This window comes from Actinomycetota bacterium (assembly GCA_004297305.1).
In the GTDB taxonomy this organism is placed as follows: Bacteria; Actinomycetota; Actinomycetes; order S36-B12; family FW305-bin1; genus FW305-bin1.
In genome coordinates this window covers 180501-195543 of the sequence record SCTR01000007.1, presented here as the reverse complement: position 1 = coordinate 195543, position 15043 = coordinate 180501, and the positions used below count along the sequence as shown (strand labels likewise).

General features: G+C 71.2%; 14 protein-coding genes. 1 reads left to right on the top strand and 13 read right to left on the bottom strand.

The features are described from left to right. Positions 1-110: 110 nt before the first annotated feature. Complete coding sequence (locus EPO13_06565) at positions 111-1355, top strand: DUF349 domain-containing protein (protein ID TAK69531.1); 1245 nt, start codon at positions 111-113, stop codon at positions 1353-1355. A gap of 88 nt (positions 1356-1443) precedes the next feature. Here EPO13_06565 and EPO13_06560 read toward each other — a convergent pair whose 3' ends face one another. From EPO13_06560 to EPO13_06500, 13 genes are all read right to left on the bottom strand, one after another. Then, positions 1444-3786: a bifunctional (p)ppGpp synthetase/guanosine-3',5'-bis(diphosphate) 3'-pyrophosphohydrolase gene (locus EPO13_06560; protein ID TAK69530.1), complete on the bottom strand. Its 2343-nt coding sequence runs from the start codon at positions 3784-3786 to the stop codon at positions 1444-1446. A gap of 90 nt (positions 3787-3876) precedes the next feature. Next, positions 3877-5007, bottom strand: a complete 1131-nt coding sequence (gene secF, locus EPO13_06555) for a protein translocase subunit SecF (protein ID TAK69529.1) — start codon at positions 5005-5007, stop codon at positions 3877-3879. Further along, positions 5004-6767, bottom strand: a complete 1764-nt coding sequence (gene secD, locus EPO13_06550; GenBank protein TAK69528.1) for a protein translocase subunit SecD — start codon at positions 6765-6767, stop codon at positions 5004-5006. The genes secF and secD overlap by 4 nt, the downstream gene beginning before the upstream one ends. An 82-nt stretch (positions 6768-6849) precedes the next feature. Then, entirely contained in the window at positions 6850-7209 is a 360-nt protein-coding gene (yajC, locus tag EPO13_06545; protein ID TAK69527.1) for a preprotein translocase subunit YajC, read from the bottom strand. A gap of 177 nt (positions 7210-7386) precedes the next feature. Next, entirely contained in the window at positions 7387-8451 is a 1065-nt protein-coding gene (gene ruvB / locus EPO13_06540) for a Holliday junction branch migration DNA helicase RuvB (protein TAK69526.1), read from the bottom strand. Beyond that, on the bottom strand, positions 8448-9065 hold the full coding sequence (ruvA, locus tag EPO13_06535; protein ID TAK69525.1) for a Holliday junction branch migration protein RuvA: 618 nt from the start codon (positions 9063-9065) through the stop codon (positions 8448-8450). Before ruvA ends, ruvB begins: the two co-directional genes overlap by 4 nt. Next, the gene (gene ruvC / locus EPO13_06530; protein TAK69524.1) at positions 9062-9715 is read right to left on the bottom strand and encodes a crossover junction endodeoxyribonuclease RuvC; all 654 of its coding nucleotides are present in this window, start codon (positions 9713-9715) and stop codon (positions 9062-9064) included. Before ruvC ends, ruvA begins: the two co-directional genes overlap by 4 nt. Before the next feature lie 181 nt (positions 9716-9896). Next, the gene (locus tag EPO13_06525; GenBank protein TAK69523.1) at positions 9897-10649 is read right to left on the bottom strand and encodes a YebC/PmpR family DNA-binding transcriptional regulator; all 753 of its coding nucleotides are present in this window, start codon (positions 10647-10649) and stop codon (positions 9897-9899) included. After that, positions 10646-11248, bottom strand: a complete 603-nt coding sequence (gene pdxT / locus EPO13_06520; protein TAK69522.1) for a pyridoxal 5'-phosphate synthase glutaminase subunit PdxT — start codon at positions 11246-11248, stop codon at positions 10646-10648. Before pdxT ends, EPO13_06525 begins: the two co-directional genes overlap by 4 nt. Next, complete coding sequence (gene pdxS / locus EPO13_06515; GenBank protein ID TAK69521.1) at positions 11245-12150, bottom strand: pyridoxal 5'-phosphate synthase lyase subunit PdxS; 906 nt, start codon at positions 12148-12150, stop codon at positions 11245-11247. The genes pdxT and pdxS overlap by 4 nt, the downstream gene beginning before the upstream one ends. Positions 12151-12210: 60 nt before the next feature. Next, positions 12211-13278 carry a DUF3048 domain-containing protein gene (locus EPO13_06510; GenBank protein ID TAK69520.1) on the bottom strand — a complete coding sequence of 356 codons (1068 nt, stop codon included), beginning with the start codon at positions 13276-13278 and terminating at the stop codon, positions 12211-12213. A gap of 25 nt (positions 13279-13303) precedes the next feature. Next, complete coding sequence (locus EPO13_06505; protein ID TAK69519.1) at positions 13304-13852, bottom strand: hypothetical protein; 549 nt, start codon at positions 13850-13852, stop codon at positions 13304-13306. After that, positions 13849-15033 (bottom strand): glycosyltransferase family 1 protein, encoded by a 1185-nt coding sequence (locus EPO13_06500; GenBank protein ID TAK69518.1) that lies wholly within the window; start codon positions 15031-15033, stop codon positions 13849-13851. Before EPO13_06500 ends, EPO13_06505 begins: the two co-directional genes overlap by 4 nt. Between the last annotated feature and the right edge of the window lie 10 nt (positions 15034-15043).

Here is a 15043-nt window from a genome sequence, read left to right as displayed (position 1 = left end):
CGCCGTCGTGCATGCCGTCGCGGTCGCCGTACGTCGCGGTCGCCGCACCACACGACCGCCGCGATGATGCGAGGATCGGCCGACGACGACACGGAAGGTGACCGCCGAGCATGAGCCAGCCCACGCCTACCGGCCCGTGGGGCCGCGTCGACGCGGACGGGACGGTGTACGTCGTGCTCCCCGACGGCGGCGAGCGAGCCGTCGGACAGTGGGCCGCCGGCGACCCGGCCGCCGGCCTGGCCTTCTTCAGCCGCAAGTACGACGACCTCGCCGTGGAGATCGACCTGGCGACCCGCCGGTTGCGCGACGGCAAGGCGACACCGGACCAGGCCGCAGCGGTGGCCGCGCGGATCCGCGCGGCGCTGGCCGAGCCGGCCGTGGTCGGCGACCTCGCCGGGCTGCTCGCCCGGATCGGGGAACTCGACGCGGCGGTGGCCGAACGCCGGCTGACGGTACGGGCGGAGCGGACGCGAGCACGCAACGAGGCGGTCGCGGTACGGGAGGGCCTCGTCGCCGAGGCCGAGCAGTTGGCGGAGTCGACCTCGTGGAAGGCCACCGGCGAGCGCTTCCGGGAGATGCTCGACCAGTGGCGCGCTGCGCCGCGCGCGGACCGTGCCAAGGAACAGGAACTGTGGAAGCGCTTCAGTCACGCGCGCTCCGGCTTCGACAAGCGCCGCCGCCAGCACTTCGCCGCGCTCGATGCCTCACGGAAAGAAGCGTTGGGCGCCAAGGAGAAGCTCGTGGCGACCGCCGAGTCCCTGGCGGAGTCGACGGACTGGAGCGCGACGTCGCAGGCCTATCGGGACCTCATGGCGCAGTGGAAGGCGGCGCCGCGCGGCAGCCGAGCCGACGAGGACCAGCTATGGACGAGGTTCCGGGCGGCGCAGGACACGTTCTTCGCGGCCCGATCGGCCAAGCTGGACGAACGGGACAGCGGTCTGCGGGACAACCTGCAGCGCCGTGAGGAGCTGCTCACCGAGGCCGAGGCACTGCTGCCGGTCACCGACATCCGGGGCGCGAAGGCAGCCCTACGGCGCATCCAGGAGCAGTGGGAGGCCGCGGGGCCGGTGCCCCGTGCCGACCGTGATCGGGTGGAGGCCCGACTGCGGACGGTCGAGCAGGCCGTCCGGCGGTCCGAAGCGCACGAATGGCGCCGTACCGACCCCGCAGCCCGGGCCCGCGCCGAGGACACCGTCGAGATGTTCCGCGGGTCAGTAGCCAAGCTCGAACGGGCGCTCGAGGCCGCGCAGGCGGCAGGAGACACCGGCGGGGCCGCCGACGCCGCTCGATCATTGACCTCGACCCAGGCGCTGCTGGCCGCCGCGCAACGAGCGCTCGACGAGTTCAGCGCCTGACCACCCGAGGGCCCGGGCGCTGCCCTGGCCAACGCTGCCCGCCCCATGGCTGTCCTGGCCATCACGCGGCCGCCGCGGTCGGCGGAGCTCAGACGCGGTAGACGTCGTACACGGCCTCGATGGACCGCACGGCCTTGAGCACGGACCCCAGGTGCTTCGGGTCGGCCATCTCGAAGGTGAAGCGGGACATCGCAATCCGGTCCCGCGACGTGGTCACGTTGGCGTTGAGGATGTTCACGTGCTGGTCGGACAGCGCCCGGGTGACGTCCGACAGCAATCTCGAGCGGTCCAGCGCCTCGACCTGGATGGTCACGAGGAAGACGCTGCTGGGCGTGGGGGCCCATTCCACGTCGACGAGGCGTTCCGCCTGAGCCTGCAGGCCGGGCACATTGACGCAGTCGGTGCGATGCACCGACACGCCGGAACCCCGGGTGACGAAGCCGAGGATCGTGTCGCCGGGCACCGGCGTACAGCATCGGGCGAGCTTGACCCAGACGTCGTCGACGCCCTTGACCACGACCCCGGCGTCGCCGACCGGCCTCGGTCGGCTCGAGATCCGGGTCGGGCTGGTCGCTTCGGCGGCATCATCGGCGGCGGCCTCCTCCCCGCCCATCCCGGCGACCAGCCGGCGCACGATGGTGGAGGCCGCGACGCGGCCCTCGCCGACCGCGGCATACAGCGCACTGATGTCGGCGATGTGCAGTTCGGCGGCGATCGGCGTCAGGCTCTGGTTGCTCAGCAGCCGCTGCAGCGGCAGCCCCTCCTTGCGCATCGCCCGAGTGATCGCGTCTTTGCCCTGCTCGATCGCCTCTTCGCGACGTTCCTTGGAAAACCAGCCCCGGATCTTGTTCCGGGCGCGGGGGCTGCGGACGAACGACAGCCAGTCCCGGCTCGGGCCGGCTCCTTCGGACTTCGACGTGAACACCTCGACGGTGTCGCCGTTCTCCAGTGCGGATTCGAGCGGGACGAGTTTGCCGTTGACCCGGGCGCCGACGCAGCGGTGTCCGACCTCGGTATGCACGGCGTAGGCGAAGTCGACCGGCGTGGAACCGGACGGCAGCGCGACGACGTCCCCCTTCGGGGTGAACACGAAGACCTCGCTGGACTGCAGGTCGTAGCGCAGGCCGTCGAGGAACTCGTCGGGATCTTCGGTCTCCCGCTGCCATTCCAGCAGTTGCCGCAGCCAGCCGTAGTCCTCCGGGCTCGCCTTTCCGCCGACCTCGGACTGCTTGTAGCGCCAGTGCGCAGCGATCCCGAACTCCGCGGCGCGATCCATGTCGTGGGTACGGATCTGCAACTCGACCGGCTTGCCCTCCGGCCCAATGACGGTGGTGTGCAACGACTGGTACATGGTGAACTTGGGCATCGCGATGTAGTCCTTGAAACGCCCCGGTACCGGGCTCCACCGCGAGTGCAGGATGCCGAGCACGGCATAGCAATCGCGCACGGACTCCACCAGGATCCGTACGCCGACCAGGTCGTAGATGTCCGCGAAGTCCCGGCCGCGCACGATCATCTTCTGGTACACCGAGTAGTAGTGCTTGGGGCGCCCGGTCACCACGGCGCGCAGTTTCGCCTCGCGCAGGTCGGAATTGATCTCCTCGATCAGTCCCTGCAGATACAGGTCGCGCGAGGGCGCCCGCTGTCCCACCAAGCGCACGATCTCGTCGTACATCTTCGGGTAGAGCGTGGCGAACGACAGATCCTCGAGTTCCCACTTGATCGTGTTCATCCCGAGCCGATGCGCCAGGGGCGCATAGATCTCCAGCGTTTCGCGGGCCTTCTTCTCCTGCTTGTCGACCGGCAGCCACCGCAGCGTTCGCATGTTGTGCAAGCGGTCGCACAGTTTGATGACGAGGACCCGGACGTCGCGGGCCATCGCCACGACCATCTTCCGTACTGTCTCGGCCGCTGACGACTCGCCGTACTTGACCTTGTCGAGCTTGGTCACGCCGTCGACGAGCCGGGCGATCTCGTCGCCGAAGTCCTCTCGCAGCGACTCCACCGAGTACGCGGTGTCCTCGACGGTGTCGTGCAACAGCGCCGCGGCGATCGTGGGGGTCGTCATGCCGAGTTCGGCGAGCACGGTGGCGACGGCCAGCGGGTGGGTGATGTACGGCTCGCCGGAACGCCGTCGCTGGTCGCGATGCAGGTACGACGCGGTCTCGTAGGCCCGTTCGAGGATCTTCAGGTCACTCTTGGGGTGAAACTGCCGGATCGTGCGGAACAGCGGCTCGAGCTCGGGGTACGCCGTACGCGATCCGCCCGCGATCCGAGACAGCCGGCCCCGCAACCTGCCCGACGACTCGCCCCGGTGGACGACCTCCGAGCGGGCTGCTGGCTCTGTCAGCTCAGGGGACGGGGCGTGGACATCGGGCGCGGGGGCCGCCGATCCGCCCCGCGCCGCCGAGGTCACCGCCTCCTGGGCCACCCAGCCTCCTGACCGTGCCGCAGCATGGGCCCGCGGCTGGCGCCATTCTAGGCCCCGGCTGTGCGCCGAGCCCGGCGCACAGCTGCGCCGTTACCGCTGGCCTCCGCCACCACGGCGGGAGCGGGACTGTTTGCGTGGCTGGTTGCGCTGCCCGGCGGGGCGCGCCGTACTGCCCGCCGCCGGCTGCCCGGCGGCAGCGGTCGGCGCCGATTCACCGCCGACCGCGACGGCCGAGGCGGGTCGATCGGGGCGGCTCGCCCCCCGTGCGGCGACTCGGCGGGCCTGCGCCTTCACTTCCGGCTGACGCTCCTTGAGCTGCACGAGCAACGGCGTAGCCACAAACAACGAGGAGTACGTACCGGCGGCCATGCCGACGAACAGCGCGAGCGACAGGTCCTTCAGGGTGCCGGCACCTAACAGACCGGCGCCCACGAACAGGATCGCCGCGACCGGCAGCAGGGCGATCACCGAGGTGTTGATCGACCTGACCAGCGTCTGGTTGACGGCGAGATTGGCCAGCTGTCCGTACGTCGCCCGGCTCTGCCCGGCAAAGCCCTTCGTGTTCTCCTTCACCTTGTCGAACACGACCACGGTGTCGTACAGCGAGAACCCGAGGATGGTCAGGACACCGATCACCGTCGCGGGCGTCACCTCGAACCCGACGAGGGCGTAGATGCCGATCGTGATCACGAGGTCGTGCGCCAAGGCCACCAACCCCGCGATCGCCATACGGAGCTCGAAATAGATCGTCATAAAGATCGCGACCAGGATCAGGAAGATCACCAGCCCCTGCAGGGCCTTGGCGGTGATCTGACTCCCCCAGGTCGGACCGATCAGCTGGACGGCGATGTCGGACGGTTGTAGCCCGCACGCGGCAGCCAGCGCGTCGCGGGTGGCGTTGGACTGCTCCGGCGTCAACGGTTGGGTCTGCACCCGAAGCCCGCCGCTGCCGACCTCGGTGACGATCGCCTGGCTGGCGCCGGCGCCTTCGGCGGTGTCGCGCGCCTGTTCGATGGAACAGGTCGCCGCCGGCGGCAGCTGGAACTGCGCGCCACCACGGAACTCGATTCCCAGGTTCAGACCGCCCCGCACGACCAGTCCCAGGATCGCGATCACCAGGATGACGCTGGACACGACGTACCAGGTCCGCCGCCGGCCGACGAAGTCGTACTCGATTTGTCCGGCGTACAAACGATGACCGAGCTCACGCAGCCGACTCACCGGTTCTCGTCCCCTTCGTCGGTCGCTCCGGCGGCGACAGCCGCGGCAGCCGTGGCCTCGTGCTGCTGGGCGTCGACGACCTGTGCCGCCGGACTACGACGGCTCCCGGGCGGCGACTTGGCGGCAACGCCGAGTCGCTGCGGGGACAGTCCGGTCCACGGGCCGCCGCGCTGCATCCAGCGGGACCGGGAGAACACCACCACCAACGGCCGGCTGAACAGGAAGGCCACGGCGATATCGATGAGGGTGGTGAGTCCGAGGGTGAAGGCGAAGCCGCGCACGCTGCCGACGGAGACGACGTACAGCACGACAGCCGCGAGCAGCGACACGAAGTCCGCCGCCAGGATCGTCCGCTTCGCCCGTTCCCAACCGGTATCGACTGCCTGTCGCAGGGTCCGGCCGTCGCGGATCTCGTCCCGGATGCGTTCGAAATAGACGACGAACGAGTCCGCCGTGATACCGATCGCGACGATGGCACCGGCGACGCCCGCCAGCGTGAGGGTGAAACCGACTGTCCGGCCGAGGATGACGAACAACACGTAGGTCAGCCAGGCAGCGACGACGAGGCTGAGCACCGCCACTGTGCCGAGCGCCCGGTAGTACAGCAGCAGGTACGCCGCGACCAGGATCAGGCCGAGGATCCCGGCGATGATCCCGCCCTTGAGCTGGTCGTCGCCGATCGTCGGCGTCACGTTCTCGACCGAGGCGACGTCGAGGGTGACCGGCAGGGCGCCGTACTTCAGGATCTGGGCGAGGTCCTGGGCCTCCTGGGCGGTGAAACTCCCCGTGATCTGCGCCTGTCCGCCGATGATCTGCGAACTGAAGTACGGCGCGGACTGCACCACCCCGTCCAGCACGATCGCGAACTGGTTCTGCGGCGACGGCAACCCGACGAGCTTGCCGGACACCTCGGCGAGTTTCGCCGCACCCTCGGAGTCGAACGACAGGTTCACCTGCCAGCCGGCGCCGCCTTGCGCGATCCCCGCGGAGGCGTCAGTGACGTTGGTGCCGCGGATGAACGCCGGCTGCAGGTTGAACTTCGCCGAGCCGTCCTTCATGCAGGTGCCCAGCCACAACGCGGGATCGTCGGGCGACCCCCCGGCGTAGACCCGCGGGTCGGTGCAGTTCAACTCGCCCAGTCGTTGCTGGAACGCGGCGTCGTTGCTCGCCGACTGCACGATGGTCGGAGCGTCGGAGCCGGCCGACGCCGAGGGACTCGGCGAAGCGGCCGGTGCCGGTGTGGTCGAGGCGGCCGGTGCCGGTGTCGTGGAAGCGGCCGGCGAGGGCGCCGGCGATGCCGTGGCGGCTGGGGCCGAGCCACTGGGCGTCGCCGAAGCGCTGGGTGAGGCCGACGCCGACACCGCGGCCGGGTCCAGGATGTCCTCGACTGGACGGAAGTCCAGCAGCGCCGTCCGGCCGACCAGCTCCACGATCCGGTCCTCGTTGACCCCCGGGATCGACACGACGATGGCCGCGTTGTTGCCGGAGCCCTGCAGGCTGACGTCCGACTCGGCCACGCCGAGGCCGTCCACCCGGGCACGGATGATGTTGACGGCCTGATTCAGCTGGTCGTCGGTGATCTGGGCGTCGGCCTGCACCGGGCGAGGCTGCAGGATCACCTGCGTACCGCCGCGCAGGTCCAGCCCCAGGCGAGGCGTGTGCTCCAGGCCGGGCCAGAACGCCCAGACGGTCAGGACCAGGGTCAGCAGACCCAGCACCAGCAGCGGGCGACTGGGCTGAGCACGGCGAGGAGGGGCCACGGGAGTCAGGATCTTCCGGCTGGGGAGCGGCCCGCCTCGATGCGGGACCGCAGGGAGTATCGCCGATGGCGACGGCGGTAGCTCAGCCGGCAGTCTCCGTGTCGGACGGATCGCCTGGTGTGCGCGCCCGCGTCGGTTCGGCGGCGTCCAGCTCGATCACGTCGTCCGGCTTGATCACCTCCGCGATCGCCCGCTTGAGGTAGGTCTGCCGCTGCCCTGGCGACGGCTCCAGCTCGACCCGGTCGTCGTGCACCGCGACCACGGTGGCGAACAGGCCGGCCGTCGTCATCACCTGGTCCCCCGGCTGCATCTGGTCGAGCACCTCGCGGGCCCGCTGCTGGCGGGCCTTCCCCGGCCGGATGATGAACGCGTAGAACACGACCGCGATGAGAAGCAGCGGCACGAACGTGACGAGGGAATCCACGGGAACCTCCGGGGGCATGACGCCGGTCAGCGGCGCCGGCTGGAGTGGCTGCTGCGGTTGAACGCTCCACCATAACTGGCCGCGCGCGATCCTGAGATTTCGCTGAGGGACGGTCCCGGCGCCGGTGGCGTGACCAGCCGTTCCGGGCGAGGCCTCAGGGTGCGCCGGTGGCGTGGTGTCCGCTCGGCGTCCCGCTCACAGCGGCAGCGCGGCCTGCCCGGACTCGGGCGGTGGACGCAGGCCGAGATGGGACCACGCGGCGGGGGTGGCCACCCGGCCCCGGGGCGTCCGGGCCAGCAGGCCGGCCCGGACCAGGAACGGCTCGCACACCGTCTCGATGGTCTCCGGCTCCTCGCCGACCGCGACCGCCAGGGTCGACAGGCCCACCGGACCACCGCCGAACATCCGTACCAGGGCGCCGAGTACGGCGCGATCCAGCCGGTCCAGGCCGTCGGCATCGACCTCGAACAGGTCCAGCGCCGCCTGCGCGGTGGACCGGTCCACCGCGCCGTCACCGTGGACCTGGGCGTAGTCGCGGACCCGCCGCAGCAGTCGGTTGGCGATGCGGGGCGTGCCGCGGGACCGACCCGCGATCTCCGCGGCGGCCGCCGGCTGCAGCGGTACGTCGAGTAACCGGGCCGACCGGTCGACGATCGTCTGCAGGTCGGCGGGGTCGTAGAAGTCCATGTGCGCGGTGAACCCGAACCGGTCGCGCAGCGGTCCGGGCAACAGGCCGGCCCGGGTCGTGGCCCCGACGAGGGTGAACGGCTCCAGTTCCAGCGGGATGGCCGTCGCGCCGGGCCCCTTCCCGATGATCACGTCGACCCGGAAGTCCTCCATCGCGAGGTACAGCAACTCCTCGGCCGGCCGGGCGGTCCGGTGGATCTCGTCGAGGAAGAGGATCTCGCCCGGTTGCAGGCTGGTCAGCACGGCGGCCAGATCGCCGGCGTGCTGCAGCGCCGGGCCGGACGTGATCCGCAGTGGTGCACCGAGTTCGGCCGCGATGATCGTGGCCAGCGTCGTCTTGCCGAGTCCGGGGGGCCCGGACAACAGCACGTGATCAGCGGCACGCCCGCGTTGCCGGGCAGCTTCGAGCACCAGGCCCAACTGGCTGCGTACCCGGTCCTGTCCGACGAACTCGCGCAGGGACGCCGGCCGCAGCGCCCCTTCGACTTCCCGTTCCTCGGCGTCGGCCTCGGGTCCCACCAGTCGATCCGGATCGCTGCGGGGGCCCGAGACGGTGCCGTCGGCGCTCGTCATGACCGGTCCATGCTGCGCAGCGCCAACCGCAGCAGTGTCGGCAGGTCGCTCGCGGTCTCCCCCGAGTCCACCACCGGGCGCAGCGCGGCGACGGCCTCGTCCGCCTCCCGTGTCGACCAGCCGAGACCGGTGAGCGCCGAATGCACCGCCGCTGACCACTCCCGTCCCGCGGCGGGCGGCGCGGCACTGCGCCCGGCCGCAGCCGCTGGCGCCGGAGCGCCCAGCCGGTCCTTCAGTTCCAGCACCAGGCGCTGGGCGCCCTTGCGGCCGATGCCCGGTACGCGGACCAGGGTCGCCAGATCCTCGGCAGCGACGGCCTGTCGCAGCTCGTCCGGCGACAACGTCGCCAGCAGCGCCTGGGCGAGCCGCGGCCCGACACCCGACACCGTCTGCGCGAGATCGAACACGACGCGTTCTTCTTCGTCGGCGAAACCGAACAGCGTCAACGAGTCCTCGCGGACCACCAAGGCCGTCGGCAGCTGCGCCTGCTGGCCGAGCCGGAGGGTGGCCAGCGTCGCGGGGGTGCACTGCACGGCGAAACCGACCCCGCCGACGTCGACGACGGCCTGCTCCGGGCCGATGGCCGCCACCGCGCCGCGAACGAACGCGATCACGAGCCGCTCCGCGGTGCCGTGGCCGGCTGCTCGCGCACCGCCGCCGTCCGGCGCGAGCCGGGCGGGGCGGGAGCCGCCGCAGTACGGCGCGGGATCCGCGGCGCCGTGGCCACCGGCGCGCGACGCGGGATCCGGGAGGCAGGAGCCGCCGCGGCAGCCGACCGCAGCCGATCACCGACGCCGCCTCGCCACAGCTGGCAGATCGCCAGCGCCAGCGCATCCGCGGCGTCGGCCGGAGTCGGATCGACCGGCAGTCGCAGCAGCCGGCGGACCATCGCGGTGACCTGGGCCTTGTCCGCCCGGCCGTACCCGGTCACCGCTGCCTTCACCTCGCTCGGGGTGTGCAGCACGACCGGCAGGCCGCGACGTGCCGCTGCGGCGATGACAACGCCGCCGGCCTGCGCCGTCCCCATCACCGTACGGACGTTGTGCTGGCTGAATACCCGTTCCACCGCAACCAGATCCGGCCGGTACTCATCCAGGACGCGCTCGATGCCGAGCACGATGCCACACAGTCGCGACGCTACGTCGTCGGACGGGGCGGTACGAAGGACGTCGACGTACACCAGCTGGACGTGCCGTCCGGCAGACCCCTCGACCACGCCCACCCCACACCGGGTCAGCCCGGGGTCGACGCCGAGCACACGCACTGCCCGCCCCTCTCCGCTGCCTGGCCGGCTACCGAACACGTGTTCGGGACAGTACCGCCGTCAGCGGTGCGGCCCGGCCGCGACACACCCACGGTGCCGCCTGCCCTCGACCCCGGCAGGTCGCCCAGCACGCGTCGCCTGCCTCGGTGGACTGCAGTAGGCCAGGCGGCGGGCGACGGACTCAGTCGTCGAGTTCGGCCAGGACGTCGTCGGAGACGTCGACGTTGGAGTAGACGTTCTGCACGTCGTCGCTGTCCTCGAGCGCTTCGACGAGGCGGAAGACCTTCCGGGCGCCGTCGGCGTCGACCGCCACGGTCACCGTCGGCAGGAACGTCGCCTCGGCCGACTCGTAGTCGATCCCCGCGGCCTGCAGTGCGGTGCGGACGGCGACGACATCGCCGGCCTCGCTGACGACCTCGAAGTCGTCGCCGAGGTCGTTGACCTCCTCGGCACCGGCATCGAGCACCGCCAGCAGGACGTCGTCTTCGGCCAATCCCGCCTTGGGGACCAGCACGACGCCCTTGCGGTGGAACAGGTACGACACGCTGCCCGGGTCGGCCATCGAGCCGCCGTTGCGGGACATGGCCGTCCGCACCTCGCTGGCGGCCCGGTTGCGGTTGTCCGTCAGGCACTCCACCAGCACCGCGACGCCGCCTGCCGCGTAGCCCTCGTACATGATCGTCTGCCAGTCGGCGCCACCGGCTTCGGCACCGGAACCGCGCTTGACCGCCCGGTCGATGTTGTCCAACGGGACCGAACTCTTGCGCGCCTTCTGCACGGCGTCGTACAGCGTCGGGTTGCCGGCCGGGTCACCGCCGCCCTGCCGCGCGGCCACCTCGATGTTCTTGATGAGCTTGGCGAACAACTTGCCGCGCCGCGCGTCGATCACGGCCTTCTTGTGTTTGGTGGTGGCCCACTTGGAATGGCCGCTCATGCGCGCCCTCTCACGATGTCGACGAAGTGGCGGTGCACCCGGACGTCGCCGGTGAGCTCCGGGTGGAACGACGTGGCGAGCAGTACTCCCTGGCGGACCGCGACGATCCTACCCGCGGCCGGGCCACCGGCCACGGTGGCAAGAACCGTGACGCCGGGACCTGCGCTGTCGACCCAGGGGGCGCGGATGAACACCGCATGCAACGGCCCGGCGCCGAACGACGGGGCGTCCAGGTCCGCCTCGAAGGAGTCGACCTGCCGGCCGAATGCGTTGCGCCGCACCACGATGTCCATCCCGCCGATGGTCTGCTGGTCCGGCCTGCCACCTTCCAGCCGATCCGCCAGCATGATCATCCCGGCACAGCTGCCGTACGCCGGCATTCCCGCGGCGACCCGTTCCCGTAGCGGACCGAACAGGTCGAAGACCTCGCACAGCCGGGACATCGTCGTCGATTCCCCGCCCGGAACCACCAGGGCATCCACGGCCGCCAGATCGGCCGGCCCACGGACCCGGCGGGTCGCCGCACCGCAGGCCTGCAGTGCCGCCTCGTGTTCGGCGACGTCACCTTGCAGGGCGAGGATCCCGACGGTCGGCGTCACCAACCCCGGCTGGCCAGGCGGTGGTCGACGGGCAACTGCTCGACGTTGATCCCGACCATGGCCTCGCCGAGGCCGCGCGACACCTTCGCGATGACGTCCGGGTTGTCGAAATGCGCTGTGGCAGCGACCACTGCGGCCGCGCGGCGGGCCGGATCGCCGGACTTGAAGATGCCGGATCCGACGAACACCCCGTCGGCTCCCAACTGCATCATCATCGCGGCGTCCGCGGGGGTGGCGATCCCGCCTGCGGTGAACAGGACGACCGGCAGCCGCCCGGCCTGGGCGACCTCGGCGACGAGGTCGTACGGCGCCTGCAGTTCCTTGGCCGCGACGTAGAGCTCGTCGGCGGACATCGACGACAGCCGGCTGATCTCAGCCCGGATGGACCGCATGTGGGTCGTGGCGTTGGACACGTCGCCGGTGCCGGCCTCGCCCTTCGAGCGGATCATCGCCGCGCCTTCGGTGAGCCGCCGCAACGCCTCGCCGAGGTTGGTTGCCCCGCAGACGAAGGGGACCGTGAACGCCCATTTGTCGATGTGGTGGGTGTAGTCGGCCGGGGTGAGCACCTCGGACTCGTCGATGTAGTCGACGCCCAGCGCCTGCAGCACCTGGGCTTCCACGAAATGCCCGATGCGCGCCTTGGCCATCACGGGGATGGACACCGCGGCCTTGATCCCCTCGATCATGTCCGGGTCGCTCATCCGGGAGACGCCGCCCTGGGCGCGGATGTCGGCCGGCACGCGCTCGAGGGCCATGACGGCGACCGCGCCGGCGTCCTCGGCGATCCGCGCCTGGTCGGGGGTGACCACATCCATGATCACCCCGCCCTTGAGCATCTCCGCCATCCCGCGCTTGACGCGCGAGGTGCCGGTGACAGCAGTGGTGGGGTCGGCGGTCGACACGAAGGGCCTCTTCTCGGGACGGACGGGTGCGACCCCATGGTACGGCGGGCCACCCGCCGCTCAGGAGATCGTGACCTTGTAGCCCTTCTTCACCAGCAGCACCCAGGTCTGGCCGATCGCGAACGGCAGCGGCGCTCCGTTCGCCGCCGTGTACGTGGTGCCGGACGCCTCGTCCGGACGCGACCAGGTCACCGGGAACGCCTGACCGTCGCGAAGCACGACGCCGGTGCCGGTCCCCACCGTCTTGGCCAGCGGCGTCTTGCCGCCGTACCGGTCTCCGAAACCGGAGTCGCCCTGCTTGACGTACTGGATGACCACGGTCGACGCGGCCTGCTGACCACCCTCGGCCGCCCGGGCGGGACGGCCGTTCAGCGACACGGCGTACGTCTTGGTGGTGGCGTTCCAGTCGAAACCGGCGGACGACGCCGGCCAGGGCACGCGCGCCTTCGTCCCCGGTGTGCCGCCGGCCGGCACTGCCGCGGCGAAGGTGAACCCGACGGACTTCGCCGTCGTCGCCTTCGGGGCACGGGCCAGCAGCTTCGCCGGGTCGGCGAACAGGTTGTACGGCGCCCGCCGGCCGCTGACCCGGGCGTAACCGGCGATGCCGTGATCGGCGGCGACGTCGTAGAACGAGCCACGTCGCAGCGCGGGGAACAACTTGCGCTGCGCCCCGGAGTAGGCGAATGCGGGCTTGCCGTACTGCGGGATCAGCTCGATATCGGTGATCCTGGCGCTGCGGACCGGGCCGACGCTCGCCGGAAGGTGCGAGGAGAACACCGCGGCGATACGCGTCAGCCCCCACTCGACCTCTTCGACGTACACGACGTCGGCGTCGCGCAGGCCGGCGTGCGGCTGCGCCGCGGTGGTGTTGTCCAGCTTGACCACGATCACCGGGCCGCCGGTGCCACCGGGACGCCCGGTGAACGGGGAGACGTCGGCGGCGGCAGCCGCCGGTGCCGACACCGGGGCGGCCGCCGCACCGGTGTCGGCCGGTGACGCCGACGGCGCGGCGCTGGACTCGGTGGCCACCGGCGCGGTCCCGCCACCTGAACACGCCGCCAGCACGATCGCCAGCCCGGCGGCCGGGACGAGCAGGACACAGCGGCGGTGCAGGCGCGTGGCGGTCACCGGCGCAACGGTACGGCGAACGGGCTCAGCGACCGCTGAGCCCCCCGGGCAGCGTGTCGTCCATCTCGAACGTGTCGGGCCACGGCGTACGGCCGGCCAGGTGGAACAACCGCACCAGCCACTGGCCCCGCACGGCGCGGCAGGCCCGTACGCCGTCGTTGAGGAACCGCCGCGACAGTTCGACCCGGCGGGCCGCGGCAGTCAGTTCCTCGACGTACGCCCGCCCGGCAGCGGTCTCGCCGAGCACCTCCACGTCGTCGGGGTCCCCGAATACGGCTCCCAGCGCACCCGTGAGGTCGCTTTCGGCCAGCCCCCGGGCCCGGCTGTCATCCTCCGGCGCGGTCCGCGCGGCATGGGCCGCGTCGGCCAGCAGCGCCGAGGACACCGGATCCAGCAGGCCGGCGCCCGCGATCTCCGCGGCCATGGCGGACCGGCGAACCAGCTGGGCATCCAGCGCGAGCGTCGCGGTGTCGATCCGGCGATGAAGCCGGTCGAGCCGGCTCGCTGTCATGTTGAGGTAGAGGGTGAACAACATCGCCAGGACGACCAGAATCGTCAGCAGTGGCCAGTTCACGGCCGGCTCGCGCCCCGGCCGCGACCCACCTGCAGTCGCCCGCCGAGCTGGCCCCGCAGGTCTTCGCGCACCTTGTCGCCGGAGACTGTCACGCTCTCGTAGACGTCGATGACATCGCCGGAGATGCGGTCCCAGTCGAAGTCCGCGGCCCGGCGATGGCCGGCGGCGACCAAACCCGAGCGTCGGTCGTCGTCGTCCAGCAGGCTGCCGAGCTGTGCTGCCAGATCGTCGGCGTCGTTGCGGCGGAAGGTGGCCCCGGCGGTCCCGTCATCCAGCACTCGCCGGAAGGCCTCCAGGTCGCTGGCCAGCACGGCGGTACCGCTGGCCATCGCCTCCAGCAGCACGATGCCGAACGACTCGCCGCCGGTGTTGGGCGCCACGTAGACGTCGACCGAGTGCAACGCGGCGACCTTCTCCTGCTCGCTGACCAGCCCGAGCTGCACGATTCGCGACCGGACCTGCGGGGACATCCCACCAGTCGCCGTCGAGATGTCCCCCGGCCCGGCGATGAGCAGTCGGGTCTGCGGCCGCCGCTCGAGCAACTGCGGCAGCGCGGCCAACAAGGTGGGCAGCCCCTTGCGCGGCTCGTCGACCCGGCCGAGGAAGAGGACCGCGCCCTGTCCCCGACCCCATCCCGGCAGCGGTGCCGCGTCGGCGAAGTCGGCACAGGCGACACCGTTGGGGATGAGGACGGCGTCGCCGCCGAGGTGGTCCACCAGCGTGCGGCGCGCCGCCTCGCTGACCGCGATCCGTCCGCTGATCTTCTCCATGGCGGTCTGGGCCAGGTAGAACGTGGCGTTGAGCGCTCGGGACCGTTCGACCGAGGCGTGCCACGTCGCGACCATCGGGCCGGTGGCGGCCCAGCACGCGATGACCGACACGCTGGGCGACACCGGCTCGTGGATGTGCAGCACATCGAAGTCGCCGTCGCGGATCCACCGGCGCACCCGGCGCGTCGAGCGTACGCCGAGATTCAGTCGTGCCACGGATCCGTTGTACGGCACCGGGATCGGTCGGCCGGCTGAGGTGACCCAGGGGGGCAGCTCCGACTCGTCTTCGGCCGGCGCCAGGACCGCGACCTCCAGGCCACGGCGCCGTAGCGCTGCGGCGAGGTCGCGGATGTGGGTCTGCACTCCGCCCGGGACGTCCCAGGCGTACGGACACACGATGCCGACTCTCATCGCCGGCCGG